Source organism: Bacteroides sp. (genome assembly GCF_052357945.1).
Taxonomy (GTDB): Bacteria; Bacteroidota; Bacteroidia; order Bacteroidales; family Bacteroidaceae; genus Bacteroides.
In genome coordinates this window covers 11,430-37,708 of sequence record NZ_DAWCXD010000025.1, presented here as the reverse complement: position 1 = coordinate 37,708, position 26,279 = coordinate 11,430, and the positions used below count along the sequence as shown (strand labels likewise).

Sequence of the window (26,279 nt, the reverse complement as noted above, 5' to 3'; positions counted from 1 at the left end):
CATGACGGGCGAGGAAACTTTCGGCAACCTTCACGAAGTGTTGCGCAACCTTTATGACGAGATGATGCCGCTCTGTTCGGACATCACGGGTGTGGCTACCGGAGTGGCCGCACTGGATGCGCTGTTCTATGTGGCCTCACGGGTGTGGCAGGCTCTTTCGAGAGCCGAGCCGATTGACATTTACCCGCTCTTCAGACCTTTTTGTCTGGGTGCGTGCATCATGTTCTTCCCCACATTCGTTCTAGGAACTCTCAACGGCATCATGAGTCCTGTGGTTACCGGCTGCCACGATATAATGGAAGGCCAGACGCTGAACATACGGGAGTATTCCGAGAAGCGGCAGAAGCTGGAATACGAGGCGATGACAAGGAATCCGGAAACGGCGTATCTGGTCGATAACGAGGAATATGAACGCCAGATCGAGGATCTGGGATGGTCGCCTTCGGACTTGAAAGCGATGGCGGGCATGGCGGCGGAACGCTTCAAATACCAGGCCAGGCAGGGCGTGAGCAATTTCTTCCGCAGCTTTCTGGAGCTGCTGTTCCAGTCGGTTTCGCTGGTACTGGACACGCTGAGAACCTTCTTCCTGATCGTGTTGAGCATTCTGGGGCCCCTGTCGTTCGCCATATCGGTGTACGACGGCTTCCACAATACGATGATCCAATGGATTTGCCAGTATATCAGCATCTATCTGTGGCTGCCCATATCCGACCTGTTCAGTTCCGTGCTGGCAAGGATTCAGGTGCTGATGATCGAAAAGGACATCGCCGCACTGAGCGATCCCGCCTATGTGCCCGACGTGAACAATTCCGCTTACATCATCTTCATGCTGATAGCCATTGTGGGGTATTTCACCATTCCGACAGTATCCACATGGGTGATTCAGGCATCGGGAGCCGGCAACTACGGCAAGCAGGTCAACTCGTGGTCATTGAAGGGCGGACGTGCGGCTGCCGCCGTTACCGGCGCTGCCGTCGGTCACGTGGCCGGCAAGTTAAGAGGCAGATAATCCAATATAAAATCTTAGAAACATATGGAATTTAAGAGTTTGAAGAATATAGAAACGAGCTTCCGGCAAATCCGCACGATGGGTATCGTGTTCGTTTCGCTCTGTGCTCTGGTTACCGGCTATGCTCTCTGGAGTTCCTACCGGTTCGCCGAACGGCAGAGGGAGAAAATCTATGTGCTGGACAATGGGAAGTCCCTGATACTTGCTCTTTCCCAAGACCTTTCGCAGAACAGGCCGGTGGAGGCAAAAGAACATATCCGGCGTTTCCACGAGCTGTTTTTCACCTTGTCGCCCGACAAGGCGGCTATCGAGTCGAATATCCGCAGGGCGTTGTTCCTGTGCGATGAGAGTGCGTTCCGCTACTACAAGGACTGGGAGGAAAAGGGATATTACAACCGTATAATCTCGGCCAATATCAACCAGAGCATCCGGGTGGACAGCGTGGCGTGCGACTTCAACAGCTACCCGTATGTGGTGACGACTTACGCACGGCAGTCGCTCGTCAGGGCGAGCAACATCACGGAGCGGAGTCTTGTAACCCGTTGCCGGCTGTTGAACTCGGTCAGGTCGGACAATAACCCGCACGGCTTCACGATGGAGCAGTTCAATATCGTGGAAAACAGGGATTTGAGAACCGTTGAACGATAACTTAAAAAAAAGACAGGAAATGAACCGATTGAAAAAATGGATCAGGTACGTGCCTGACAGGATAGACGACGGACTCCGCTATCTGTGCGGACGGATGTCGCCCGATGTACGGCTCGTCTGCGTGGTGGCCATGCTCACCGGCTTCGGCTGTCTGTCGATATACATGACGGTATCTTTGATATACCGCATCGGCAGGCATGAGGGGGAGCAGTTGCAAATGGAGCATATCAGGCGGATGGAACTGTACAGGGGGATAAACAAGGATAGTATAAACATTAAAAACCAGGTGGATTATGGAAAACCTAAAAAATCAGGAACGGCAACCGGCGAACGCTGCAACGCCTGAAAAGGCAGAAGAGAAAGGGCAAAAGCCGAAACAGGGGAAGAAAGAGGCCAGACCTCTGACTCCGGAAGAGATGCTCAAACGAAAGAAGATGCTCGTGTATCCGTTGTTCTTTCTCGTGTTTCTGGGAGCGATGTGGCTGATATTCGCTCCTTCGGACAGCGACGAGCCATTAAGGGAGGGATTCAACGTGGATGTCCCGATGCCGGAGGATAAGGGGCTGCTGTCGGATAAAAAGACCGCCTACGAACAAAGTGCCTTTGAAAAGAAACAAAAGGAGAAAATGAACACGCTCCAGGATCTGGCGGTATCGCTGGAACAGGAAGAGCCGGTGGCGGACGAGGTATTCCTGACAGAAGAGGACACGGACAACGGCAGTCCGTCTATCCGTTCCTCGGCCAATGCCTATCAGGACATCAACCGGCAGTTGGGCAGTTTTTATGAAACACGGCCTGCGGAAGATGACCAGAAAACGCTGGAACTGGAATGGCGTATTCAGGAGCTGGAGCGTCAGGCGGAGGAAGAGCGCAAGGCCAGGGAAAACGGTGAGGAACAACTGCGGCTGATGGAGAAGTCCTACGAGATGGCGGCAAGGTACATGCCGGGCGGCGGTGGCGAAGCCAAACAGGTCGCCGTGTCCCCCTCTACGGGTAAAACGCCGGTCTGTCCGGTTACGCAGGTAACGGAACGGGTGGTCAGCCTGCTGGCCGCACCCCTGTCCGATGAAGAGTTTGCCAGACAGTACGGCAAACCCAGAAACATGGGTTTCCACACGGTGGGGACAGTCCGGAGCCGTACGGAAAGGAACGGTATCCGTGCCTGCGTGTACAGGACGGTAACGGTTTCGGGAAGCGACGGTCAGGAGGTGGGACTCCGCCTGCTGGAGCCGGTGCAGGCCGGGGAGTTGTACATACCCGCCAACACGATACTGACCGGCACGGTGAAAATCAGCGGTGAACGTATGGAAATCACCGTTTCCTCGGTCGCCTTTCAGGGAACAATCCTGCCGGTGGAACTGGACGCTTATGACACGAGGGGCATGAAGGGCATTGAGGTCAGGGGATCGCAGGAGCTTACCGCCGTCAAGGAGATGGCGGCCAACATGGGTTCGGCAATGGGAAGCAGCATCAATATCTCCACCAATGCCGGCGCACAGCTGGCTGCGGACTTGGGCAAAGGGGTGATACAGGGCGCATCGCAATACCTTTCCACAAAGTTCAGGACTGCCAAGGCGACTTTGAAGGCGGATTACGAGCTATTGCTCGTGTCAAGACAATAAACGGTTAAAATCAATTTATCAATCAAGAAAAAACAACAAGCATGAAAAAAGTAATTTTAATGATGGCTTTTGCCATTGGTATGACCGGTGCGTATGCACAAAAGACCGTGAAAGTGGAAAAGACGGGAAATGACACGGAAGAAACGGCGGATTCCGGAGAAACGGAAACCACGCCGCTGCCGGATAAGGAGGACGCAAGACGCAGCCCGTCCACCGGTGATTTGTTTGACGGGCTGACACGTCCGGTGACATTCGACCGGATGGTTCCTCCATACGCCTTGGAGGTGACATTCAATAAAACTGTACACCTTATCTTCCCGGCTGCTATCAAGTATGTGGATCTGGGATCGGCTGACATTCTTGCCGGCAAAGCGGACGGTTCGGAGAACGTGCTTCGGGTGAAAGCGGCGTTGAGGGACTTCTCCCGTGAAACGAATCTGGCGGTGATCACGGATGACGGCAGCTATTATACATTCAACGTGAAGTATGCGGACGAGCCGGCCAAGCTGAATATCGAGATGAAAGACTTCATCCATGATGGCGAGGCGGTGAACCGGCCGAACAACTCGCAGGAAATCTACCTTACGGAACTCGGCAGCGAGTCCCCGCTGCTGGTACGGCTGATCATGAAGTCCGTCTATGACAACAACAAACGTCTGGTGAAACATATCGGCTGCAAGCGCTTCGGTATCCAGTATATCCTGAAGGGGATTTATACGCACAACGGTCTGCTTTATTTCCATACGGAACTGAAAAACGCTTCCAACGTGCCGTTCTCCGTTGACTTCGTCACTTTTAAGGTGGTGGACAAAAAGGTTGCAAAACGTACCGCCATTCAGGAACAGGTTATCGTGCCGCTTCGTGCCTTCAACTATGTGACGGCGGTTGACGGAAAGAGCAAGGAACGGACGGTATTTACCCTGCCCAAATTCACCCTTCCGGATGACAAGCAGCTGGTTGTCGAGATGAACGAGCAGAACGGGGGAAGGCATCAGCGGTTTATTCTGACCAACGCCGAGCTGATCCGTGCCAGAGTCATTAACGAACTGAAGGTGAAATAGTATGAAAAGGGTATCTGTTATTATATGTATACTTTTGTGCTTTGTCCTGACGGACAAGGCACATGCCCAACGTTGCCTGCCCGGTACAAAAGGGCTGCGTATTACCGCCGGCATGACGGACGGCTTTCACACTGCGGACAAACGTAACGAGCTGGGTTACCATTCCGGGATGGGAATGGACAGATATGTGAACGGCTGCCATAAGTGGGTATTCGGTGGCGAGTATCTTCAGAAGTATTATCCATACAAGGACATACGTGTCCCGGTTTCCCAATTCACTGCGGAAGGCGGCTATTATTATAATTTCCTTTCGGATGCCAACAAGGTGTTTCTCTGCTATGCCGGCGGTTCGGTGTTGGCGGGATATGAAACCGTGAATTGGGGTACAGGCACGCTGTTCGATGGCTCACGCTTGTGTGCCGGAGATGCGTTTGTCTATGGCGGTGCGGTATCGCTGGAGATAGAAACCTACCTTGCCAACCAGGTGGTATTGCTGTTCCATGCCCGTGAGCGTTGCCTCTGGGGAAATGACAGCGGACACTTTCATTTCCAGTTCGGGGTGGGATTGAAAATTATTTTGAATTGATAAAACAATAATAGAATGAAAAAGATGATTGAAAGCATGATTATAGCAGGTTGTATGCTGGTAGCCTTGTTATGTATGACCGCCTGTTCTGACAAATTGGAGGTTCAGCAGATGTATGAGTTTGATCTGGCGACCTTGCCGGTGCAGACGACAATCATAAAGGGTGAGGAAGCGGAAATCCGTTGTCAGCTTGTAAGAAGCGGCGAGTATCAGGACACCAAATACTTCATCAGGTACTTCCAACCGACAGGCAAAGGGGAGCTTCGCATGGAGAACGGTACGGTGTTGTTGCCGAACGACCTGTATCCGTTACCGGAAGAAACGTTCAGGCTCTATTACAAGTCACTTGGCACAGACCAGCAGAAAATAGACATTTACATCCTTGATTCCTTCGGTCAGGTTGTGCAAAAGTCTTTTGCCTTTAATAATGAAGCGGAAGATGAAAAGGAGGATACCGAATGATTTATGCCGGATATACCTCGAAAAAAAGCAGCGACGAGCAGTACACTCCGGCTTATGCGGTGGCTCCTATAATCAAATATATACCCGGAAATAAAATAGTCTGGTGTCCGTTTGATACAGAGCATAGTGAGTACGTGCTTGCGCTGAAAGCCGCCGGTATCAGAGTGGTTCACTCCCATATCCTTACCGGTGAGGACTTCTTCGTTTACGAGCCGGAAGAGTGGGATCTAATTGTTTCCAATCCTCCGTTCAGTATCAAACAGAAGGTTGTGGAACGCTGCCTTGCACTCGGCAAGCCGTTTGCGTTACTGCTTTCCAATCTTTGGCTGAACAGCAGTGCACTGGTTCACTTGTTCCGGGAAAAGGAGATGCAGATGTTGTTGTTCAACAAACGTATCCAGTTTACGGAAAAGAACGCCGCTTATTTCGGATCAAGCTATTTCTGTTGGAAAGTCCTTCCAAGACAGATCGTGTTTGAGAGTCTGAGTCGTTCCAAATATGAAGAGAGCCGGATGGCCGATGATATGAAGAAATATGTTGATATGCTACCTGCACCAACATTGGGTGGAGAATCTGAATGAAAACCTAATAAGATAGCTCCCCTTACCGGAATGGAAATCGGTAAGGGGAACTTGTTCCTGTATTATTTCTTGTCCTCTTTCTTTTTAAGCCACTTGTTGCATTGTCGCCTGCACTCTTCCAATGTGGGCTTCACACAGGAGAAAAGTTCGTTGTCTGCCGTATCCCTGTAATCATAATGGTAAAACGTGCGCCTTTTCCGTCCTACGGTCATTTGGAATTTTTCATATTTCTCACCCGCTTTGCAGGTTGAAACTCCGTTCTCGTTCATTTTTGTTGCCATAACTTATGATTTTATAGTTCGTGAATATTAAAACAGATTTAACTGTCGGGGCTGTGTGTATTTCCGCTTGAGATCCAACAGTTTTCCTTTCAGACTGCGGATAACCTTCGGGTTGTAATTGCTTCTGTCGGAAACAGACCAACGTTCCGCTTTGTCGTATTGTCGCTCCAACAGAAGGATTCCTTGCCGGACAGCTTCCTTATAATCTCTGACAGGTTCATCCCAAACGGACGGGTGGCTACCGCCTCCGGCTGTGCCGGTACACCAGTCGATGGCTACCGCATACGTCCCGTCAACGGATTGCCCGATATGGATCGTGTTGAAGGTGTCTAACTTGATTTCCTCTATTATCGGCAACATGCCATTTATCCAACCGTATTCATTGAACCGCTTGCCTACATAGCCGAAAATCAGCCCCCTTTCATATGTGCGTACATTGAGTATGATATGCCGTACACTCTTGCCGAAACTCTCGAAATAAGCGATTTGTGCCGTGTCATTGCGGCGTACCGCCAATAAGTAACGGAGGACTGCGCTGCGCTCCACCCTGCAAGGACTGTATTCTACAATCTCCTGCAATTTCTCTTCTCGTGTCATTTGGGATATTGGTTTCATGTCATTATGTATTAAGGGTTAAAATGTCGCAATGAATAACCGGCTTTGGATGAACTGCACGCTTCCTTTGGAAATGCGCTGGTTGCACCAGAAATGGTGTGAGCCATAGCCGTAGGTGAAAAACTCGTCCAGTTCGGTCGTTTCCCGAAGTTTGTCAATGGATTGGCGGAGTTCCTCTTCCGTCCGGCAAAAGAGAAGGGTGTTTACCAGTCGGATAAGGAGTGCAGGGATTTTTTCATCCCATGCACAAATTACGGTTTCAAATGTTACGTTCATATTTTTCTGATTTATTCATTAGACAGTCATCTTTAAAATCTCTCTCCAGTATATCGGCTCTACCTCACTGAGAAGAAAGTCGATAAAATCTTTTCTCGCCTCTTTACACAATTCCCGGTAAAGTTCTCCAAAAGTGGTGATGTTGCCGTTCAGGTAGGTTTCCACCATATACTCGAAAATGTTGTTTACCTCGTAATATCTGCACTGTTGTGCGACAGTTCTGCTATATCGTTTCATAAGGCTTTATTTGTAAAGGTTTATAATGTTTTTGTTCATCATCCGTGCTTTTCCTACGGTATAATAAGTACCGCCATAGGGCTGCTTGTCCCAATAGGCCAGGACAATCTCGGAGTTGTCAATCAGGTAGTCGTTCCTATGATGGAAGCACCCTTTGCAGTAATCTTCCCGGAGAATGACCGTTTCATCGGCAGTTTTCATTATCCGGTCGTATAAGGACTTGTTCTCCGGGCGGTATCTGTCTGACTGTCGGCGGAACGGCACAACGGCAATGAGCCGAATATCCGTGTATTCCGTTTTGAGGTTGGCTACCGCTTGGGCTGCAAGCAAATCAAAGCCTTCCGCCATTCCGCTTAGAAAGTAGCGATAGCCCAGACTATACAACCTTCTCACTTGCGAAACTATATCCAGATAAAGATACAGCATACGGACTTGGAGGATACGCTCTGACCGGTGTCCGGTGAACGCTACTGATTTTGTAATATCCATTGTCATAACTGTGTGCATTAAAGTATTAATAACCAAATGATAATCCCGACTACGACAGCAAAGGAAAGAATGGAAACCAGACAACCCCATGCGAAGCGGATCACGTCCGTTATCAGTTCTTTTACGAGCGACAGACCGATAAACCACGCCCAAAGACTGCCACCGTACAGACTCCAACAGAAGCCTGAAAGAATGAGCCGAACCGACCAGCCAAACAATTTATGCAGAGGCAGATTGAGCCTGTTCTTATTTCCGTTATGTATTTCTCTTGCTGTTTTCATAATCACGACATTTTTTTTATGCATTGACGAGTTGAGCTGACTTATTTCATGTGCGTCAAAAGGTAGGGTTCAGGAAAAACAAGGTTTTTGGAAAAAATACCTCGTGCCATTTATGGCGCAGGGAAGATTTTTTTCAAAACCGGAACGGCTTGACCTTGTTTTTCCGTTAAGAACCCGAAGTACCTTTGCACTTGAATAAGTTAGTTCAATTCGTTCCTTTGCTTTAAATGTGGAGTGATGGTTACTGAAAACAGTGAGAGAAATACCCCGAAGGAAGTTAGCCTTAAACTTTGCTTAGAATCGTTGTGTTATAAATCCTTTATACATAAAGCGGTGATTAATACGAAAAAATTTCTACCTTTGTGTTAGCGATGCAAATAGCATCGTGTAATGTGTTCGTTTACCAACGTTCGGAAATCGCCAATTTCAAAAGTGTGAAGGTAGATGAACCGGGTAGGTTATACTTTGACGTAACCTGTCGGTTCACTTTACACTGGGTGTTTGGCGATACCTCGAACGTAGTATCCGGCAGAGTTACGTCAATTTAATATAATAACCTTATTATTATGGATTTACAATCGACTCCCCTGAAAGGAATAGTCCGGTCTTCAGAAGATGGGCTTTTCTATCTGTTGCCCCTTCAGAGTTTATCTACACTGCAAGAGATGAGAGGCCATTTGACCTGTGCGATAGATGTCTTGAGTAATCTGGATGAAAGTGATGCGGAAAAGCGTTTGGACGCAGTTCGGACATTGAACAGCCTTGTTGCTGCGTTGAGCGTTAATGACGGTGACCACTATGATGCGATAGATATTGCCTTTGAGGAAATCAGAGAGTAAAAAACATACAGATAAAAATAAAAGCCTTCCTATTTCAAAAAGGGAAAAAAGAAAGGTGTTGTACCAGGCAATGTGGGATTCATCACGCTTGCTTGTACAACACTTCTCTGCGATTTTGTATGGATGAAAGATCGCTCCGGTTTCGGAGAAATGGAAACGTTCTTTCTACCGATAATGATGCGGCTTTTATTCCGCTATCGGGGTTGAGGATTGGAATGGAAGAACTTCATCCGTTCCGTTATTCATCTGTTCCTGTTCATGCTCTTTACGCCGTTTTTCTTTTTCCTTCTTTTTTTCTTTATCCTTTATTTCCTGTTCTTTAAGTATTTGTTTCAGGGGCTTGACTATATCAGGACGTTCCTTTTTGAAACGTTTATAGAAGATCTCTTCTATAAATTCCGGTAAGGGGGCTTTCCATGACTCTTGCCGGTGGTTGTCTATCTTGCCGAGTTTGTCGGGGTTGAGTCCAAGTTCACGTGCCATTTGTACATGAGTATCCGATAGCCGGTGTTTCTTTTGGGCGACTATCCATTTTTCGATCTGGGATTTCTTGATTGCCATATTACTTTTGATTTTCAGACTTTACTGTTTTACCTAAAAACAAACCGGTAACGGATTTTGCTCCGAGTTGCATCAGTTTGCGTTTCATTTGCGTGAAGTTCTCACCGGAAGAAATAATGTCATCTATTAAAAATACGTCCCGGTCTTTAAAATAATCGGGATGAAAGATCAAGTTGGATAACTTGTCTTGTCCGTGAGTTCCTTTCATTTGCTCACGGTCTTCTTTTATCCATGTGGCACGAAAACCGTCCACGACTTTCAGCCGATGTGAGAGAAGGCTGCAAAAACGGGCGAAGCGGGCGATATTCCGTTCACGGGTTGCCGCCGGTATGGGGATCAGCACGGCGTTGGCGGCTTTTTCTTTAAAGAACGGCATCCGGGCGATGCAAAGCGAGAAAATCTTGGCGACAAGGGCTGCTTGTCGTCCTTCCTTAAATCTAAATACCAGATTACTCGTCTTTCTGTCGGATGCCGATATGTCCTTGCATCTGGTCGGGTAATAATCGTGAATATAGAAACACAATGCTTCGTCGATACGCATCTTGCCTTTGAAGTGGGTGTTGTACGGGAAGAACTGACGCACGAAATCGCTCTCGAAAGTAAAGCGGAGTATGTCACGCCAAAGGAGGAGCGTGGTTTCATCCTGTACACGATAGAGTTCTCCGTTGATGCTTTCTTTATCCGATAAACCAATGCCGATTATCAGGCGGTCATTAAAAGCGTCTTTTGATACAATATACCAATCAAAGGATTGGCAGATGCCCACGATGTCACAATCATTGGAACAAAGGAAGTAGAAGGTATTGTCGGGCTTCTGGATTATCAGAAACTCGCCGGACATTTCGGAAAGGCGGAAATAGTTGCCGACATGGGCTTCCTCCACTTCGCTGAAGGATACGGATATGGTGAGGTTTTCTATCATGACACTGTTATTTGGTGTAAAGATAGGATTTTCAGGAGAAAAAAAGCCTTGCCCGTCGGATTTTCGGGCAAGGCTCGCTATTTACAGGCTTCTATGCACATCAGTTATAAGAAATGGTTGTCCGGTTGCTGCCAGGATTGAAAACGACAAGGACTTCGGGCTTTTTCTCTTGCAGGCGTTTGTACTCGCACAGGGAGTTGAGTACCCATTCACGGAACAGTTTTGTGCAATAGGTGTTGATGCGGAAGCTGAGAAATATGATCGCTTCCAGATTATAATAGGTAACGATGCTTTTGTCCTGTTTCTCGGTTATGGTCACATCGCCGTCGTAAAGCAGACGGGATTTGAAGATGGAACGCACATTGGCGTCTATTGTCTGCACGAACACTCCGAACAGACGGGAAAGTTCGTGCTTGGTCATCCATACGTTGCCGTTCTCTATCTTTACACTGACGATGGGTTGTTCATCCTTGTTTTCCAAACCGGTGATGGTGATGTATCCTCTATTTTCCATAAGGCGTTGTTTTTTTTAATGGTGTGACAATATAATGATTTGTTTATTCATACAGCGTTTTGCGCCGTACCTTTTTGCATACTTTTTAGTTTTCGATCCAGCATATTCATGTCATGGCTCAACTTTCTGTCCACCACACGGGCATAAATCTGTGTGGTCTGAATGTTGGTGTGTCCGAGCATCTTGGACACGCTCTCAATGGGAACGCCTTTGGTAAGGCAGATTTCCGTCGCAAACGAATGTCTGGCAAGATGGTAGGTGATCCGCTTGTTGATTTGGCAAATAGCGGCTATCTCCGCCAAATATTCATTCATCTTCTGGTTACTGATTACCGGAAGCAATCTTCCGTCTTTCAACTTGCCCTCGTATTTGGCGAGAATATCCAACGGTATTTGCAGTAGTGGAATGAATGATTCCACTCCGGTTTTACCCCTGTCTTTCATAATCCACTTCTTGCCGTCCACGCCGATCTTTATGTCCTCGCTTGAAAGCGTATAGATGTCACAGTAAGGTAAACCAGTGAAACAGCTGAAGATGAAAGCGTCACGCACGTGCTCCAACCGCTTTGACTTGAATTCCTTGTAATAGATCGTGTCAATTTCCTCCTGCGTGAGATACCCTCTGTCGGTCTTGTCAAAATTGAACCTGAAATTCCCGAAGGGATCAATGAAGCTCAATCCGCTTTTCTGGGCAAACAACAGTATCGTATGGAAACGTTGTACAAATTTCATGGCGGTGTTGTTGCTTACCTCACATTCCTGACGCAAATAAAGGTAGAAGTTCTCGATGTGGGTGACGGTGATTTCCTTCACGGGAATGTCCGACAACTTGTATTCCTTCTGCAAGAACTCTATCATCCGCTGCTTGGTCAGTTCGTAGCGGGAATAGGTCTTTTGTGTGGCAGTCTTGCCGACCTTCTTTGCATATTGTTCATTGTGCTGGGTGAAGTAACTGATGAGTGTTTTCTCCTTTTCCTCCAATCCCAAGAATGCGTTCCTGATTTTTTCTGGCAGTGCGTAACCGTCCACGTTCATCATGCGTGTGTAGTGCATGGTGATGGCCGAACGTATCTCGTCCAGTGTCTTGTTAAGTGAGGATACCCTGAGGTTTTCTTTCTTGTCCGCACTCTGTTTGTTGATGACGGCTCTTCCCGCTTTCGTGTCCCAATTGTCGGGGTGTATGTCCAGCTTGCTGCTGAATTGCACCTGATCACCGTCCACCGTGATGCGCACCATAATTACTACATGACCGTTTTTCTTCGGTTCGTTCTTCTTTAAATAGAAGAGTGTTTTGAATGTCGATTTCATACCGTAACTCCTTTCTTGTTGCAAAGTTAATTTGTTCATTCCGTAACGGCTATGACTTTCGACTGCCAATATTCGACAAATGAGCGACTTACCTATAAATTCGTTACGGTTTTTATCGTAACGGAAAACCGTAACGAATTAGTAACGATTTATCTTCACAGGGTGGCTTTTTGAGGTCTTTTTTCTGTCGTAGGCGGGCAAGAAAAAAGCTCTTTAAACCACTGGTTTAAAGAGCTTTGTCTTAGTTTGTCGGAGTATTTTCATTTCTCCTAAGTGATCCGCCTGGGGCTCGAACCCAGGACCCCAACATTAAAAGTGTTGTGCTCTACCTGCTGAGCTAGCGAATCAATCCTTATTTGCGAATCAGTTATTTCCTGATTGCGGGTGCAAAGGTAGTTACTTTTATTTAATTTGCAAGCATTCCGTAGAAAAAAGTTTCAATTATTTTTCCTCGTTATGGCTTGTTTCTTGATTATCAGTAGTTTCTACTTCATCATATTTTATCTTTTCTTTGTTGATAATAAAGCGTTGGTAGTAGGAGAGCATCAAAGTTGTTAGTGGCAAGGCGATAATCATGCCGAGCATTCCCATTAATGAACCCCAGATAGAAAGAGATAAAAGGATGATGGCAGGATTCAGTCCGGTAATCTTTCCCATGATTTTGGGGACAAGGAAGGTATCCTGTATGATTTGTACGATTGCAAAGACGGCTAATGCACATGCAATGATAATCCAGAAGTTCTGTCCGGTGTCGGCAGCTTTGAGAATTGCCAATAAAATGGTGGGAAGGAAACCGATGATTTGCAAGTAGGGAACCATATTCAATGCTCCGATGAAAAGTCCCAAAGCAATAGCCATGGGAAAATCGATAATTAGGAAACCAATGCTGAAAAGGATACCTACGCAAAAAGCAACCAAAGCCTGTCCACGGAAATATCTGTTCATACCATCCTGTACGTCGTGAACCAGGTTGGAGGCAAACGTACGGTATTTATTGGGTAGCAGATGCAACCATCCTTCAGCTATCGCTTCGTAATCCAATAATATAAAGATTACATATAATAATATAATGAAGGAGGCAAGGATGCTGAATAGAATGTTGAGAGATTCTGCAAGCAAAGTCCACACTCTGGGGACGGTATCCTTGATTGCCGCCAGGATATTCTCTTCACTTAATACACGGTTCAGTGCCTGAAGGTCGATGTTCTCGTGGATAAATTCAGAAAGATTTTTAGGCACATTGTTTCCGGCTCCATTGGTGAGGTAAGTCACCAGCAAATCGTTCATTCTGCCTATTTCCGAAATCATCGGTGGCACTAATAGGTAGAATAAAGTGACTCCGATAACCGTAATGAGGAATAAGGAACAGAAGATGGAAATAATGCGGCTTTTTAATCGTAGCTTATACTGGAAGAATTTGACTAACGGATAGACCATATAAGCTATCAGCCACGCAATAAAGAAAGGTAATAACACTCCGCTAAGACGTTCCACGAGCATTAATATTCCTACAACTAACACACATCCGATGGAACCGCGTATAAAACTGTCGAATGTTATCTTTTTCCTTTCCATAATCTGTTTCTTTATAGAGTTTATACTTTCTGCTCATCTTCCCCTCGCGCACGGAGATAACATTCCCTGCACAGAGGCTCATATTCGGCTGTTTCGCCTAAAAGAACCTGTTTCTCATTCTTGACTGTACGATGTGAGAAAGAGGCCAGCTGACCACATTTCACACAGATCGCATGAACTTTGGAGACTTCATCGGCAATGGCGCACAATTGTGGCATAGGTCCGAACGGATTTCCTTTGAAGTCCATATCCAATCCTGCAATGATAACACGGATTCCATTGTTGGCAAGCTGGTTGCATACATCAATCAAACCACTGTCGAAGAACTGTGCTTCATCAATACCTACTACATCTATCTCAGAAGTAAACAGTAAAATACTGGCTGACGAATCGATGGGGGTGGAGGCGATAGAATGGCTGTCGTGAGAGACTACGTCTTCTTCTGAATAACGGGTGTCGATAGCAGGTTTGAATATCTCGACACGTTGTTTCGCGAATTTCGCTCTCTTCATTCTGCGAATCAATTCCTCTGTCTTTCCGGAGAACATAGAACCGCAGATTACTTCGATCCGCCCTCTTCTTCTAGTCTCCTGTATGTGGTCTTCTGAAAATAATACCATGAGATTTTGTGTTTTCTTGATTAAATAAATATGTGGACAAAGGTAAGCAATTCAATGTGCAAGAACTGTTAAATTATCCATTATTTTAAGTTATTGCATAAATTATTCCTACATTCGCACCGTATAAACAATGGACTGACATGAAACAGAAGCTATTAACAGATATTGAGTTGGATGTTCATGAGTTGAAGTATCTCATGGATTCATTTACCAAGGAGCCGACTCCGACTTTGTCTGAACTGTTGAAGCGGAGCATTACACGGATGCAGGGGCGTTTGGACGAACTGCAGCAGGAGGTGGATGCTGTTCAGGTAATTTCTCCGTCAGCTGTGGAAGAGACAGCGGAAGAGGAGGATGAAGTTGCCGGGTCTGAAGAGGATTCCCCCGTGATTATACAATCTCTCGAATCGGTTGTTGTGAAAGAAGATGAGGAAGGAGAAGCCATTGTTGCGGAAGAGAAACCTGTCGTAATAGCGGCAGCTGCAGAGACAGCAGCAGCAGCAGCAGAAGAAGAAGAAGAAGAAGAAGAAGAAGAAGGGAAAAAAGAGGAATCGGCAATTGTTGAGGAACCTGTCGTTGAAACTGTTGTGAAAGAGGAAGAACCTAAATCGGCTGTGTTGGGAGAAAGTCTCAAACTGTCTGCCGGCTTGCGACATGCTATCAGTTTGAATGATTCTTTCCGTTTTTCTCGTGAACTGTTCGGAGGCAACACTGATTTGATGAATCGGGTTATCGAACAGATATCAGTAATGAGTTCCTACAAGACTGCAGTCGCATTTCTGTCCTCGAAAGTCGAATTGAATGAAGAAAAGGAGGCGGTGAACGACTTTCTGGAGCTACTAAAGAAATATTTTAATCAATCAGCATAAAACAAAAACAAGATGGGAAAGCTATATGTGGTGCCTACACCGGTAGGGAATCTAGAGGACATGACTTTTAGGGCTATCAAAGTCCTGAAAGAGGTCGATCTGATTTTGGCGGAGGATACACGTACTTCCGGTATCTTGCTGAAACACTTTGAAATAAAGAATGCAATGCAATCCCACCACAAATTTAATGAACATAAAACGGTGGAAAGTGTTGTTAATAGAATAAAGGCAGGTGAAACGGTGGCACTAATTTCGGATGCCGGAACGCCTGGAATTTCCGATCCCGGATTTCTGGTTGTTCGTGAATGTGTGCGCAACGGTATTGAAGTGCAGTGCTTGCCGGGAGCAACCGCTTTTGTTCCGGCACTCGTTGCATCGGGATTGCCGAACGAGAAGTTCTGCTTCGAGGGATTTCTCCCCCAGAAGAAAGGACGGCAGACACGACTGAAGACATTGGCGGAAGAACACCGCACGATGGTGTTTTATGAATCACCCCACCGTCTGTTGAAGACGTTAACACAGTTTGCCGAATATTTCGGTGCTGAACGTCAGGCAACCGTGTCGCGTGAAATATCCAAACTCCACGAAGAAACAGTTCGGGGCAGTTTGGCTGAATTGATAGAACACTTTACCGCCACCGAACCCCGGGGCGAGATTGTGATAGTATTAGCAGGAATAGATGATTAAATAACTTCATTAAAAAACGTAAAACGTAAACGTATGAAAAAGTTAGCTGTTTTATTTGTATGCGTAGCCTTGTTGGCTTCGTGTGATGGCTTTAAAGGTGGAAGTAAAGACCTGAAAGCTGAAAATGATTCTCTTTTGATGGAACTGAACCAGCGCAACGCTGAACTGGATGATATGATGGGGACTTTCAATGAAGTTCAGGAAGGTTTCCGTAAGATCAATGCTGCCGAAAGCCGTGTTGACTTGCAGCGTGGAACCATCACTGAAAACTCTGCCAGTGCCAAGCAACAGATTGCTTCTGACATCGAATTCATCTCCAAGCAAATGGAAGAAAACAAAGCGCAGATTGCAAAGTTACAGGCACAGTTGAAGAATAGCAATTACAATTCTGCACAGATGAAAAAAGCTGTTGCCGCTTTGACTGCTGAATTGAACGCTAAACAACAACGTATCGAAGAGCTTCAAACAGAACTGGCTTCCAAGAATATCCGTATTCAGGAATTGGATGCTGCTGTTAGCGATCTGTCTGTAGCAAAAGAAACTCTGGCCGCAGAAAACGAAGCGAAAGCTAAAACCGTTGCTGAACAGGAAAAGAGCTTGAATGCTGCCTGGTTCGTATTTGGTACTAAATCTGAGTTGAAAGCTCAAAAGATTCTTCAGAGCGGAGACGTGTTGAAGAGCGCTGATTTCAACAAGGATTATTTCACGCAGATCGATATCCGTACAACCAAAGAAATCAAGTTGTACTCTAAACGTGCTGAATTACTGACTACTCATCCGACCGGTTCTTATGAATTGGTAAAAGATGATAAAGGCCAGTTGACATTGAAGATTACTAATCCTACTGAATTCTGGAGTGTATCCAGATACTTGGTTATCCAGGTAAAATAAGGTAGATATCCCTTTTGAATTGCCAATGTGCTGATTCCTGGATTAAAGAAATTAGCACATTGGCTTTTTTGTTTCTTATTATACGCATAACTACTGATGAAATATAAAAATCTTTTTTTTGATCTTGATGATACCATCTGGGCTTTTTCTCAAAATGCTCGTAACACCTTTGAGGAAGTATATCAGAAATATTCGTTCGACCGCTATTTTGATTCATTCAATCATTATTATACTCTTTATCAACAAAGAAATACCGAACTCTGGGTTGAGTACGGTGAAGGAAAGATAACGAAGGATGAATTGAACAGCCAACGTTTCTTTTATCCTTTACAGGCCGTGGGAGTGAAAGATGAAGCGCTCGCTGAACAGTTTTCGAGAGATTTTTTCGCTATTATCCCTACTAAAAGTGTTTTAATGCCTCATGCAAAGGAGGTATTGGAATATCTTGCTCCCAAATATAACCTCTATATCCTTTCCAATGGGTTTCGTGAATTGCAATCACGCAAGATGCGTTCGGCAGGAGTGGACGGGTATTTCAGAAAGGTGATTCTCTCGGAAGATCTCGGAGTGCTGAAGCCTTGGCCGGAGATATTCAATTTTGCTTTGTCTGCTACTCAATCCGAGTTGCGCGAATCCTTAATGATTGGTGATAGTTGGGAAGCGGATATAACCGGAGCGCACGGAGTAGGGATGCATCAGGTTTTCTACAATGTGACAGAACGGACAGCTTTCCCTTTCCTCCCTACTTATCACATCCATTCCTTGAAAGAATTAATGGATTTATTATAGGTTTTCTGGATTAAGTCGTATTTTTGTTGCGTTTTAGTTTTGCATAAAATACGATATAATCATGGATAGTACGCTTCTGCCTTTCGCCTTACTTTGTTTCACTTCATTCTTCACGTTGACCAACCCGTTGGGAACGATGCCTGTCTTTCTTACCATGACTCATGGTATGACGGATAAAGAACGTCAGTCTATCGTACGTCGTGCTACTATTGTGTCGTTTATTACATTGATGGTATTTGTCTTTGCCGGGCAGTTTCTTTTCAAGTTCTTCGGTATCTCTACCAATGGTTTCCGTATTGCCGGTGGGGTGATTATCTTCAAGATAGGCTTTGATATGCTTCAAGCCCGCTATACACCGATGAAGTTGAAGGACGAAGAAATCAAAACGTATGCGGATGATATCTCTATTACTCCTCTCGGTATTCCTATGTTATGCGGTCCCGGAGCGATTGCCAATGCAATCGTTTTGATGCAGGATGCGCATTCTTATGAAATGAAGGGGATATTGATCGGTACTATCGCCCTGATTTATCTGCTGACTTTCTTTATTCTTCGTGCTTCCACGAAATTGGTAAAAGTCTTGGGTGAAACGGGTAATAATGTGATGATGCGTCTTATGGGATTGATTTTGATGGTGATTGCAGTGGAATGTTTCGTTAGCGGATTGAAGCCGATTCTGGTGGATATTGTGAGAGAAGGAATGATTCCTTGATGAATAAGAATATGAGGGACGGAGAGTCCCTATAATGAAACTTGCCCCTGTTACAAAAAGATTTGTAGCAGGGGCAAGTGCTTTAAGATATGGTTTTTAGACATTTAGCATGTCTTTATGTGACCTTTCTGTGGCTATTTTCCTTTGGGATATACATAATGTGTATTTGCCCATTTGTTCCATTCGTCTACCAGTTGTTTTAGAATCTTGGGATTTTCTCTGGATAAATCAACACGTTCTGTACGGTCTTTCTCCAAGTTGAAAAGTTCCCATACTTTAGAGTTCTGGTCTTTAACGGCTTTCCAGTTTTTCCACCATACTACACAGTTGTCAAAGTGTTCACCAAAAATATATTCGTGCAATTCGGTGTCTGTATTGGTTAGTATCGGTAGCATGCTTGCGCCTTCCAAAGGAATGATCTCATTTCCTCCGTGATAAGTCTTCGGATAGGTCGTTTCCGCTGCATCGATGAAGGTTGCCATGATGTCGGGCAAGAAAGCTCTGTTGTGTCTTATCTCGCCATTGTATTTTGCATACTTGCCAGGCCAGGAAATAATCAATGGAGTGGAGGTCCCGCCTTCATACGCTCTTACTTTATACTTACGGTACGGTGTATTGCTAACCTGTGCCCATGGCAGACCATAAGACGGGTTGACCCATTCATCCGGATTATTAATCATATCGATGGTTCCGAAACCTTTCTCACGATGAGGCTCGGCACATGCACCATTATCCGACAAGAAAATAAGTAAGGTGTTATTCAGTTCCCCTTTTTCTTCCAGATACTTTATTAACCGTCCCACATTATAATCCATACAATGAACTTGTGCCGCATATACTGACATTCTTCTATCCAGTTCTATTTGTTCATCTTCGGTCAGTTCGGACCATTGGCGACCCTCCCATTGAGCAAGATCCCATTTTTTGTCCACCAATCCCATTTTAATCATACGTTTTAAACGGGCTTCACGTACTTTCTGCCAACCTTTCCGATATTTGCCTACAAATTTGTCTATATCCTCCTGTTTAGCATGTAACGGCCAATGAGGAGCGTTGTATGCCAGGTAAAGGAAGAACGGATTGTCATCCTTGGGGCGTTCATCGACAAATTTAATCGCATAATCAGTAAATGCGTCAGTAGTGTAATAAGGTTGTTCTGGTGGGGGTAACTGTTGATTGTCTAAAGTCAGATTGCGATCTCCATGAGGTTGCAGATAACTGCAAGCTCCCGACAAGATACCATAAAAATGATCGAAGCCACGTTGCAACGGCCATTTCTCCTGTCCGTGCATACCGACATGCCATTTTCCCGACATATAGGTGTGATAACCGGCTTCTTTCAGCACTTCTGCTATGGTGACTGAATTACGATTCAAATATCCCATATATCCATGCACTCCGTGATCTTCGGCAGAGTGAGGATCTTCGGACATCATTCCGATACCTGCCTGTTGGGGATAAAGTCCGGTCAGTAGACTGGCACGGGAAGGGCAGGAGCGTCCTGTGTTGCAGAAATGGGTAAAGCGTACTCCTTTTTTTGCCAGATTATCCAGATTAGGCGTAGGAATTTCTCCTCCGTAGCACCCTAGATCGGAATATCCCATATCGTCCACCATGATTAAAACAATGTTGGGCTTTGGGTCATTCTGGGCTGCTGCATGTAGGGACAGTAAGGATGCAGTTCCCATTAATAACATGTTTTTGTTTGTCATACAATTTTGTTTTATTTTTGGGTTAGTTTATTTGTTTGACAAATATACTTATAAATTATTTCTTAGATGAATTATTTCAGTCTGAAAATTTCTGAATAGACAGCTTGGTCTGCTCCGTTCGCTTTTACACCGATGCGGGCGAATAGGGCTTTGGCCGACTGTACGTTCTGGTTACTCGTAATATCTAGCGAAATATTTGTTACTCCGGGATTTATGTTGGATAGATTTTGCCGGGCTATATTCGTGTTCTCGTCAACAAAAGTAGTTTTGCTGACGAGCAGCATTGCCTGGCTTATCTTTGCATCCTGTACTATTTGCTGTATATCGCACGTGCCGGATACGATGTTGTTATCCAATGTGATATTTTCGTCTGATATTGTAAAATAAGGGGTGACTTTTACTTCACACTGTGTTTTTCCTTTTACTTCCACATATATGGTATCGCGGTTATTCACCCAGGGACCGTTTTTGTCTTTAGTTACCAGTTTGTACGAACCATCGAAAAGTACTGCAGAGAAAGTTCCGTCCTGTGTGGCATACACGGTGATAGGATCATGGTTGGCATAACCATCCTGATACAATTGTAGTTGAATACCTCCGTTTGTACCTTTCAAACCGAGTTGTTTTCCCTCATACGTGATTTTCCCTTCCAGAAATGATTCGGGTTCGTCGTAATTGTCTAAACCGCAACTTACGGCAAGCAGGGAAAGTGAAAGCAAAGAAAATATAGTTCCTATTTTTTTCATTGTTTTACAGTTTTATGTTTTACTGATACGGATTTTTCACTAATAACGGGTTCTTGTTGAGCCAGCTGTTATCGAAGAAGTTATAATAGTTCTTCATCTGGAAATAGCGGGGGTAAGGAACCATGTAGGCTTTCTTTTTGTCGAATACCCACATCTTGTCATTGGCGCTGCCCGGATCATTAACCTGATAAGGGAATAGTTCGTAGAGCTGCGCATCCGGATTTTCCGAATTACCATCCCAGATTTCGTGAGCCAGGCGCCAACGTTTCAGATCCCAGTAACGATGATCTTCCAATGCAAATTCCACCCGGTATTCGTGGACAATATCTTCAAATGTGATTGATTCCAGTTCGCTGATGCCGGCGCGTGTACGAACAGGATTGATGTAGTTCAACGGATCATCTTCTCCGGTTTTATTGAGCTCATAAGCAGCCTCACAAGCTATCATATATGCTTCTGAAATACGGAAACGAGGATACCACATGGTACTCATCTTCGAATTGGTAGAAGCACCGATGGTTTCGTCCAGGAATTTGCGGAAGAAGAAACCTGTTTTGTTTATACGGATTTCATTTGATTCCATTGGTCCGTTGATAGAAGTAATCAGGCGGTTATTGTCATCGTAAGAATCGGCTTTACCTATGATTTCTTTCCAATTTCCGTTTCCGTCGGGCACTTTCTGACCGGCTTGCAATACTACTTCACTACCTCTGAATTTGGCTCCCGGATAAAGTACGGTTCCCCACAACCGGGCATCTTTATTGGCAAAGGCATCTTCCGGCCGACTGTACATGATGTAATTTCCAGATTCATCCTTAACTTTGATTGTGCCGTCGCGGTTGTCTTTGTATTCAAATGCTTCTACCAGATTTAATACTGCGCCGGAATAACAACGTTCCTGATCTTCTGCTAGAGAAGCGGGAATATTCTTTTGTGTGAATCCATGGGTGGCTCCTGGATATGCATAATCTTTGGCCCAGATCACTTCATGATTATTCTCTTTGACACAGACTGCATTATAAAAATTCTGTCCCAGATCATTAGGAACCGTTATGTCCAGGTTATAATAGGCAGAAGCTTGAGTTATCACCTCTTTGGCTGCTTCTAATGCTGTTTCGTAATATGGGGTAGCCATTTCCGCCGGAATACCGACTTCATTTCCTTCTGTGCGTATAGGAGCAACCATCTTATTATTGTAGTTGGCCAATGATCCTGCATAAACGGCAGCACGTGCCTTTAACATCAGGGCAGCCCAACGTGTGGCACGGGCGGCATTGGTGGTGGGCTTTGTAGGCAGGTAATCTGCGATAGTGGCACATTCATTGATGATATAATCGTAGACTTCTGATTCTTTGGAACGGGGAACAGCCAAACCTGAAACATCCATCCCTGCCTCATATTCGTATACGTTATCATTCACAATAGGTACACCGCCTAAACCTCTGCACATACTAAAATATGCCCAGGCGCGTAAGAAGCGAATTTCGCCTTCATATCGCAATTTCTCTGTAGATTCAAGTACGGTTGTAGCTCTTAATCCCGCCAGGAACTGATTTAAATTACGAATATATTTATATGGATAAACTCGCCATTGATTGTCACTGTATTCCTGCATGTTATCACGGCCACCATCAGTCACGCAACCGTCATCCACTTTAGTAAAGCTGGCGGGAGTGGCAAAACTTTGTCCCCAATTCTCTGTATCTCCATAAAAACCGGCCAATACGGAGTTTATCATTTTAGCATCGCTGAAGATCTGGTCATTTGTCAATATCTGATCGGGATCACGATCTAAAAAATCAGAACAAGATCCTAATATCAAAGTTAAACCCAATAACAGGTATCCTTTTATATATTTCATTGCTTTTAGAATTTAAGTGTTAAACCCAGATTGATAATTCGCATACTCGGGTAAGCTGTTCCGTTACCGGCTGAAACTTCCGGATCGATAGGTACATTGGTGAGTGTAAACAGGTTCTGTCCGGCAAGATATAACCTTAGACTGTTAATTCTGCATTTTTGCAGCCACTCTTTGGGGAAGGTGTAACCAAATTCCAGATTACGCAGTTTTAAATAACGGACATTGTACTTCCAGAAAGAGCTATCCCAATAATTACTATGGTTATTGGCATTGTTTCCGATTAATAATGTCGGGTATTTGCCAGGAATCATTTCACTGTTTGCATCAAAGATATCAGATAGTCTCCATGTATCTTCCATGTAGTAAGCCGGGTTGTTTCCATTATTGTTAAATGGAATCTTTTGGATTAATGACGGATTCCAGGTAGACATTCCCGCACCGGAGAAATCCAATGCTAAATCGAAGCCTTTCCATGCGAATGCAAGGTTAAAACCGAAGTTCAGAACGGGTGTGGAGTCTTCTTTGTATCCGATGGGGCGTTTGTCCATATCGTTGATTATGCCATCCCCATTTTGGTCGACGTACTTGATATCACCCGGGCGTAATGTCGTATTTCCTTTCTGATCATTGTCAATCGGCCACGACGCAATCTCTTCCCAACTTTGGAACTGGCCATCTGCCTCGTATGCCCAGTTGACATTCCCGAAACGGTGCCATGTAGAATTACGATATTCATCCCATGAATTACTGAACTTAGGATTATACTGCTCCCAGTTGTAGAAACGGGAATAGGTGAAATTGGCACTGATAGAATAGTGAAAGTCATTGACCTTATCACTCCAACGTGCAAGCAAATCATATCCGGTATGAACATTAGAATTGAGATTTTCCTTGGGACGCTCAAAGCCCACTTCTTCCGGAAGTAATACGTCGTCACGGGAAGCCGGAATACCGGTTTTGATACGTCTGAAGAAATCTACGCTTCCTGATAAACGGTTATTCAGGAAAGCAACGTCGAGACCAATGTCCAGAATTTTAGCCTTTGCCCATGAGAGCGTGGTAACAGGCAGGTTTCGCGGGGTAGTACCAATGATATAGGAACCGTCGATTACTCCTCCTCCCTGTTTGTAATCGTAACCTGTCATGTAGTCGAAAGCACTGTAGCCGTCAACGTTGTCATCTCCTACCAATCCATAAGATCCCCGTATCTTTAAATCGCTGAAAATAGAAGCTATTTTTGATTCCTTCCAGAAGTTTTCTTCTGATATTCTCCAGCCTAATGAGGCGGAAGGGAAGAACCCCCAGCGATGATTGGGCGGGAATTTCCATGAACCGTCATAGCGTGCGGAGAAGTCTATCAGATATTTGTTGGCGTAGTTGTAGTTGAAACGTCCCAGCCAGCCTAAACGTGCTTCCGTATTGTTGCCAGTATCTTCGTATTTGTCAATCGTATCATAATAGATCAGATGCAATGAGTTGGAAGCCGGGATGGCATGCAGCCAAGATTTTGGAGTGTCTCTTTTTATTGCTTCGAAACCAATTACTGCATTGATGGAATGTGCTCCGAATGCTTTTTCATAAGCCAGTTGAATGTTTGAAGTCAACTCTTCCACATAAGCATTCGTCCTTTCCCTCCAGGCACTGGCACGTCCACCTACATCTACATATTCGTCCGTTGCTTCGTCATATCTATAGACACGATAGGTATATTCTTGATTGTTAAGTAATTCGCTTGCAAAATAATACCCGAACAAAGCTTTGGCTTTAAGTCCTTTGATAATTTCATACTCTGCGTTCAGGTTTAATTGGGCCATTCGCCAAGTGTCTTCAAAGGTTCCGCTTTTCTCAAAATTCAATAATCCGAAGTTTAAGCCATTGTCAGAGCCTACTGATGCCGGATAGTTAGGGTTGTCATTGGCAAACGGACGGACAGTCGGTAGATTGCGGTAGGTAGCTGCTGTCGGGTTTGAATAGTCGTCAGTTCCCGGTACACCCGGATTTCTCAGCTGTTTGATACGTCCGTTCATGTTCATACCGATTTTGAATTTATCAGTGACCTGTGCTTCGACATTCATTTGTACGTTGTATCGTTTCATACCGCCATAATTGCGAATGGCAGATTCCTGATTCATGTGTCCGACACTGAAATAATAATTGATCTTGTCCGAACCTCCGGAAACATTGGCATTGACATAATATTGCGGAGAAGTCACCCAGATGTAATCATACCAGTTAAATGGCACATAGCCTTTTTCTGTACCTTGACGCCATTTCTCCAGATCTTCTTTACTATATAAACGGGACGTTTTTCCCTGAATTGTTTCAGACTGTATGTAATTCTCTACATACGTTATGGCATCTGCCGGTTCCGGTAAGCGTGATACATGTTGCCAGCCATAATAAGTATTTAACGTCACAGTGCTCTTGGTGTTTTTCTTTCCTTTCTTGGTTGTTACAACAATGACCCCGTTTGCAGCCCGTACACCATAAATGGAAGCAGAGGCATCTTTCAAAATAGAAATGGATTCGATGTCATTAAAATCAATGTTGTTGAACTGACCTTCATCGGACTGCACACCATCAATCACAAATAAAGGTGTTCCCATATTACGGATTTGCAGGGTAGTGGCATTTCCCGGGCGACTGTCTGCAGATCTGTAGTTCAATCCGGCTACCTTTCCGACCAGTGCTCCGGAAGTGTTTACCGCTGAAGATCTGCTTATATCATCAGCTCCTACGGAGGCGATAGCTCCTGTCAGGGTTGCTTTCTTTTGAGCAAGGCCAAAGCCAGTCACTACGACTTCATTTAATAATTTGGTATTTTCTGCCATTATGATTTTGACATTTGTCTTTCCGGAAACTACGGCCAGTTCCTTAGTCTCATATCCGATATAGGATACTTGCAGTTGTGATTGTACCGGAACTTTCTCTAAGGAGAAGTTACCGTCAATATCAGTGATGACCCCATTGGTAGTTCCTTTCACTAACACGTTTGCACCGATTATAGGATTGTCCGTAGTGTCTACTACACGGCCTGTTATGCTCTGTAATTTTGTCTGTTGTGAAGGTAGGTCGTCAGATAATACAATCTGGAAATTAGGCTTAATCAAATAACTGAATGGAGCCTGCGAAGACAGGTCCTTTAAAACCTTTTCTATACTGCTATTCTGTGCTTCGAGAGAGACTGGCTTATTGAGATTAGCCAACTCTTCATTATAGAAGAAACGATATTCACTTACTTTTTCTATCTGTTTTATCACTTTCTTCAGAGGTTTGTCTTTCATGGTGAGAGTGATCTGCCCCATGGCACTTAGACTACTTGATAAAAATATAATAATATATAATATTCGAGAAAAGAGATGCTTGATGTTACTCATTTTATAGGAAATTAATCATTAAACAATAAAAAAGATGTAACTTTACAAGCTGAAAATCGGGTATATATACCCTCTGACACTGCCTTCCGCCAGTTGTCAGTATCAGAGTGAGTTTCCAAGGTCCGATTTAAGCTTAAAGGAGATAGTCC

At 44.8% G+C, this 26,279-nt stretch carries 30 protein-coding genes and 1 tRNA gene; 14 read left to right on the top strand and 17 right to left on the bottom strand.

Features of this window, described 5'->3' with window-relative positions:
- The first annotated feature begins 1 nt into the window (after window position 1).
- From traJ to ACT8YW_RS07485, 8 genes are read left to right on the top strand one after another with little or no spacing between them, the layout of a single operon-like run.
- On the top strand, window positions 2–1,009 hold the full coding sequence (gene traJ / locus ACT8YW_RS07520) for a conjugative transposon protein TraJ (protein ID WP_444104527.1): 1,008 nt from the start codon (window positions 2–4) through the stop codon (window positions 1,007–1,009).
- Between the two features lie 24 nt (window positions 1,010–1,033).
- A complete protein-coding gene (traK, locus tag ACT8YW_RS07515) occupies window positions 1,034–1,657 on the top strand; it encodes a conjugative transposon protein TraK (protein WP_005643528.1) in 624 nt (207 codons plus the stop codon).
- 19 nt (window positions 1,658–1,676) lie between these two features.
- A complete protein-coding gene (locus ACT8YW_RS07510; RefSeq protein WP_444104526.1) occupies window positions 1,677–2,003 on the top strand; it encodes a TraL conjugative transposon family protein in 327 nt (108 codons plus the stop codon).
- Window positions 1,951–3,279, top strand: a complete 1,329-nt coding sequence (traM, locus tag ACT8YW_RS07505) for a conjugative transposon protein TraM (RefSeq protein ID WP_444104525.1) — start codon at window positions 1,951–1,953, stop codon at window positions 3,277–3,279. The genes ACT8YW_RS07510 and traM overlap by 53 nt, the downstream gene beginning before the upstream one ends.
- A 41-nt stretch (window positions 3,280–3,320) precedes the next feature.
- Window positions 3,321–4,340: a conjugative transposon protein TraN gene (gene traN / locus ACT8YW_RS07500; protein WP_005643524.1), complete on the top strand. Its 1,020-nt coding sequence runs from the start codon at window positions 3,321–3,323 to the stop codon at window positions 4,338–4,340.
- 1 nt (window position 4,341) lies between these two features.
- A complete protein-coding gene (locus ACT8YW_RS07495; RefSeq protein ID WP_444104524.1) occupies window positions 4,342–4,926 on the top strand; it encodes a conjugal transfer protein TraO in 585 nt (194 codons plus the stop codon).
- Window positions 4,927–4,941: 15 nt separating this feature from the next.
- A complete protein-coding gene (locus ACT8YW_RS07490) occupies window positions 4,942–5,388 on the top strand; it encodes a DUF3872 domain-containing protein (protein ID WP_005643521.1) in 447 nt (148 codons plus the stop codon).
- Window positions 5,385–5,969 carry a tRNA (adenine-N(6)-)-methyltransferase gene (locus ACT8YW_RS07485; protein ID WP_444104523.1) on the top strand — a complete coding sequence of 195 codons (585 nt, stop codon included), beginning with the start codon at window positions 5,385–5,387 and terminating at the stop codon, window positions 5,967–5,969. The genes ACT8YW_RS07490 and ACT8YW_RS07485 overlap by 4 nt, the downstream gene beginning before the upstream one ends.
- Before the next feature lie 62 nt (window positions 5,970–6,031).
- Here ACT8YW_RS07485 and ACT8YW_RS07480 read toward each other — a convergent pair whose 3' ends face one another.
- From ACT8YW_RS07480 to ACT8YW_RS07455, 6 genes are read right to left on the bottom strand one after another with little or no spacing between them, the layout of a single operon-like run.
- Entirely contained in the window at window positions 6,032–6,250 is a 219-nt protein-coding gene (locus ACT8YW_RS07480) for a DUF3873 family protein (protein WP_005643517.1), read from the bottom strand.
- Between the two features lie 27 nt (window positions 6,251–6,277).
- A complete protein-coding gene (locus ACT8YW_RS07475; RefSeq protein WP_444104522.1) occupies window positions 6,278–6,865 on the bottom strand; it encodes a hypothetical protein in 588 nt (195 codons plus the stop codon).
- Window positions 6,866–6,883: 18 nt separating this feature from the next.
- Entirely contained in the window at window positions 6,884–7,141 is a 258-nt protein-coding gene (locus ACT8YW_RS07470; RefSeq protein ID WP_005643513.1) for a hypothetical protein, read from the bottom strand.
- A gap of 18 nt (window positions 7,142–7,159) precedes the next feature.
- A complete protein-coding gene (locus ACT8YW_RS07465; protein ID WP_005643512.1) occupies window positions 7,160–7,378 on the bottom strand; it encodes a hypothetical protein in 219 nt (72 codons plus the stop codon).
- Window positions 7,379–7,384: 6 nt separating this feature from the next.
- Entirely contained in the window at window positions 7,385–7,873 is a 489-nt protein-coding gene (locus ACT8YW_RS07460; protein WP_005643508.1) for an SLOG family protein, read from the bottom strand.
- An 11-nt stretch (window positions 7,874–7,884) separates the two neighbouring features.
- Window positions 7,885–8,148, bottom strand: coding sequence for a hypothetical protein (locus tag ACT8YW_RS07455; protein WP_005643506.1), 264 nt, complete (start codon window positions 8,146–8,148; stop codon window positions 7,885–7,887).
- A 566-nt stretch (window positions 8,149–8,714) separates the two neighbouring features.
- On the opposite strand from ACT8YW_RS07455, the gene ACT8YW_RS07450 reads away from it, so the two are divergent.
- The gene (locus ACT8YW_RS07450) at window positions 8,715–8,987 is read left to right on the top strand and encodes a hypothetical protein (RefSeq protein ID WP_005643504.1); all 273 of its coding nucleotides are present in this window, start codon (window positions 8,715–8,717) and stop codon (window positions 8,985–8,987) included.
- A gap of 186 nt (window positions 8,988–9,173) precedes the next feature.
- Here ACT8YW_RS07450 and ACT8YW_RS07445 read toward each other — a convergent pair whose 3' ends face one another.
- The 7 genes from ACT8YW_RS07445 to ACT8YW_RS07415 form a co-directional block, all read right to left on the bottom strand.
- On the bottom strand, window positions 9,174–9,548 hold the full coding sequence (locus tag ACT8YW_RS07445; protein ID WP_444104521.1) for a hypothetical protein: 375 nt from the start codon (window positions 9,546–9,548) through the stop codon (window positions 9,174–9,176).
- Between the two features lies 1 nt (window position 9,549).
- Window positions 9,550–10,470, bottom strand: coding sequence for a ribonucleotide-diphosphate reductase subunit beta (locus ACT8YW_RS07440; RefSeq protein ID WP_444104520.1), 921 nt, complete (start codon window positions 10,468–10,470; stop codon window positions 9,550–9,552).
- Between the two features lie 100 nt (window positions 10,471–10,570).
- A complete protein-coding gene (locus tag ACT8YW_RS07435) occupies window positions 10,571–10,984 on the bottom strand; it encodes a hypothetical protein (protein ID WP_443615080.1) in 414 nt (137 codons plus the stop codon).
- 47 nt (window positions 10,985–11,031) lie between these two features.
- On the bottom strand, window positions 11,032–12,291 hold the full coding sequence (locus ACT8YW_RS07430; protein ID WP_444104519.1) for a site-specific integrase: 1,260 nt from the start codon (window positions 12,289–12,291) through the stop codon (window positions 11,032–11,034).
- Between the two features lie 274 nt (window positions 12,292–12,565).
- Window positions 12,566–12,638, bottom strand: a tRNA-Lys gene (locus ACT8YW_RS07425).
- Window positions 12,639–12,732: 94 nt separating this feature from the next.
- Entirely contained in the window at window positions 12,733–13,866 is a 1,134-nt protein-coding gene (locus tag ACT8YW_RS07420) for an AI-2E family transporter (protein ID WP_004306487.1), read from the bottom strand.
- A gap of 20 nt (window positions 13,867–13,886) precedes the next feature.
- Window positions 13,887–14,486, bottom strand: a complete 600-nt coding sequence (locus ACT8YW_RS07415; protein ID WP_004299175.1) for a thymidine kinase — start codon at window positions 14,484–14,486, stop codon at window positions 13,887–13,889.
- A gap of 140 nt (window positions 14,487–14,626) precedes the next feature.
- On the opposite strand from ACT8YW_RS07415, the gene ACT8YW_RS07410 reads away from it, so the two are divergent.
- From ACT8YW_RS07410 to ACT8YW_RS07390, 5 genes are all read left to right on the top strand, one after another.
- Window positions 14,627–15,355, top strand: a complete 729-nt coding sequence (locus ACT8YW_RS07410; RefSeq protein ID WP_444104518.1) for a hypothetical protein — start codon at window positions 14,627–14,629, stop codon at window positions 15,353–15,355.
- Window positions 15,356–15,367: 12 nt separating this feature from the next.
- Complete coding sequence (gene rsmI / locus ACT8YW_RS07405) at window positions 15,368–16,042, top strand: 16S rRNA (cytidine(1402)-2'-O)-methyltransferase (RefSeq protein WP_004299177.1); 675 nt, start codon at window positions 15,368–15,370, stop codon at window positions 16,040–16,042.
- 33 nt (window positions 16,043–16,075) lie between these two features.
- Window positions 16,076–16,933 carry a Cbp1 family collagen-binding glycoprotein adhesin gene (locus ACT8YW_RS07400; RefSeq protein WP_004326281.1) on the top strand — a complete coding sequence of 286 codons (858 nt, stop codon included), beginning with the start codon at window positions 16,076–16,078 and terminating at the stop codon, window positions 16,931–16,933.
- Window positions 16,934–17,029: 96 nt separating this feature from the next.
- Window positions 17,030–17,722: a YjjG family noncanonical pyrimidine nucleotidase gene (locus tag ACT8YW_RS07395; RefSeq protein ID WP_004306496.1), complete on the top strand. Its 693-nt coding sequence runs from the start codon at window positions 17,030–17,032 to the stop codon at window positions 17,720–17,722.
- Window positions 17,723–17,783: 61 nt separating this feature from the next.
- Complete coding sequence (locus ACT8YW_RS07390; protein ID WP_004306500.1) at window positions 17,784–18,434, top strand: MarC family protein; 651 nt, start codon at window positions 17,784–17,786, stop codon at window positions 18,432–18,434.
- Window positions 18,435–18,568: 134 nt separating this feature from the next.
- Here ACT8YW_RS07390 and ACT8YW_RS07385 read toward each other — a convergent pair whose 3' ends face one another.
- From ACT8YW_RS07385 to ACT8YW_RS07370, 4 genes are all read right to left on the bottom strand, one after another.
- Window positions 18,569–20,146: an arylsulfatase gene (locus tag ACT8YW_RS07385; protein WP_444104517.1), complete on the bottom strand. Its 1,578-nt coding sequence runs from the start codon at window positions 20,144–20,146 to the stop codon at window positions 18,569–18,571.
- A 71-nt stretch (window positions 20,147–20,217) separates the two neighbouring features.
- Window positions 20,218–20,892, bottom strand: a complete 675-nt coding sequence (locus ACT8YW_RS07380; protein ID WP_444104516.1) for a DUF3823 domain-containing protein — start codon at window positions 20,890–20,892, stop codon at window positions 20,218–20,220.
- Between the two features lie 19 nt (window positions 20,893–20,911).
- Window positions 20,912–22,753, bottom strand: coding sequence for a RagB/SusD family nutrient uptake outer membrane protein (locus ACT8YW_RS07375; protein ID WP_250701779.1), 1,842 nt, complete (start codon window positions 22,751–22,753; stop codon window positions 20,912–20,914).
- Between the two features lie 5 nt (window positions 22,754–22,758).
- A complete protein-coding gene (locus ACT8YW_RS07370; protein WP_444104515.1) occupies window positions 22,759–26,130 on the bottom strand; it encodes a TonB-dependent receptor in 3,372 nt (1,123 codons plus the stop codon).
- Window positions 26,131–26,279: the final 149 nt, after the last annotated feature.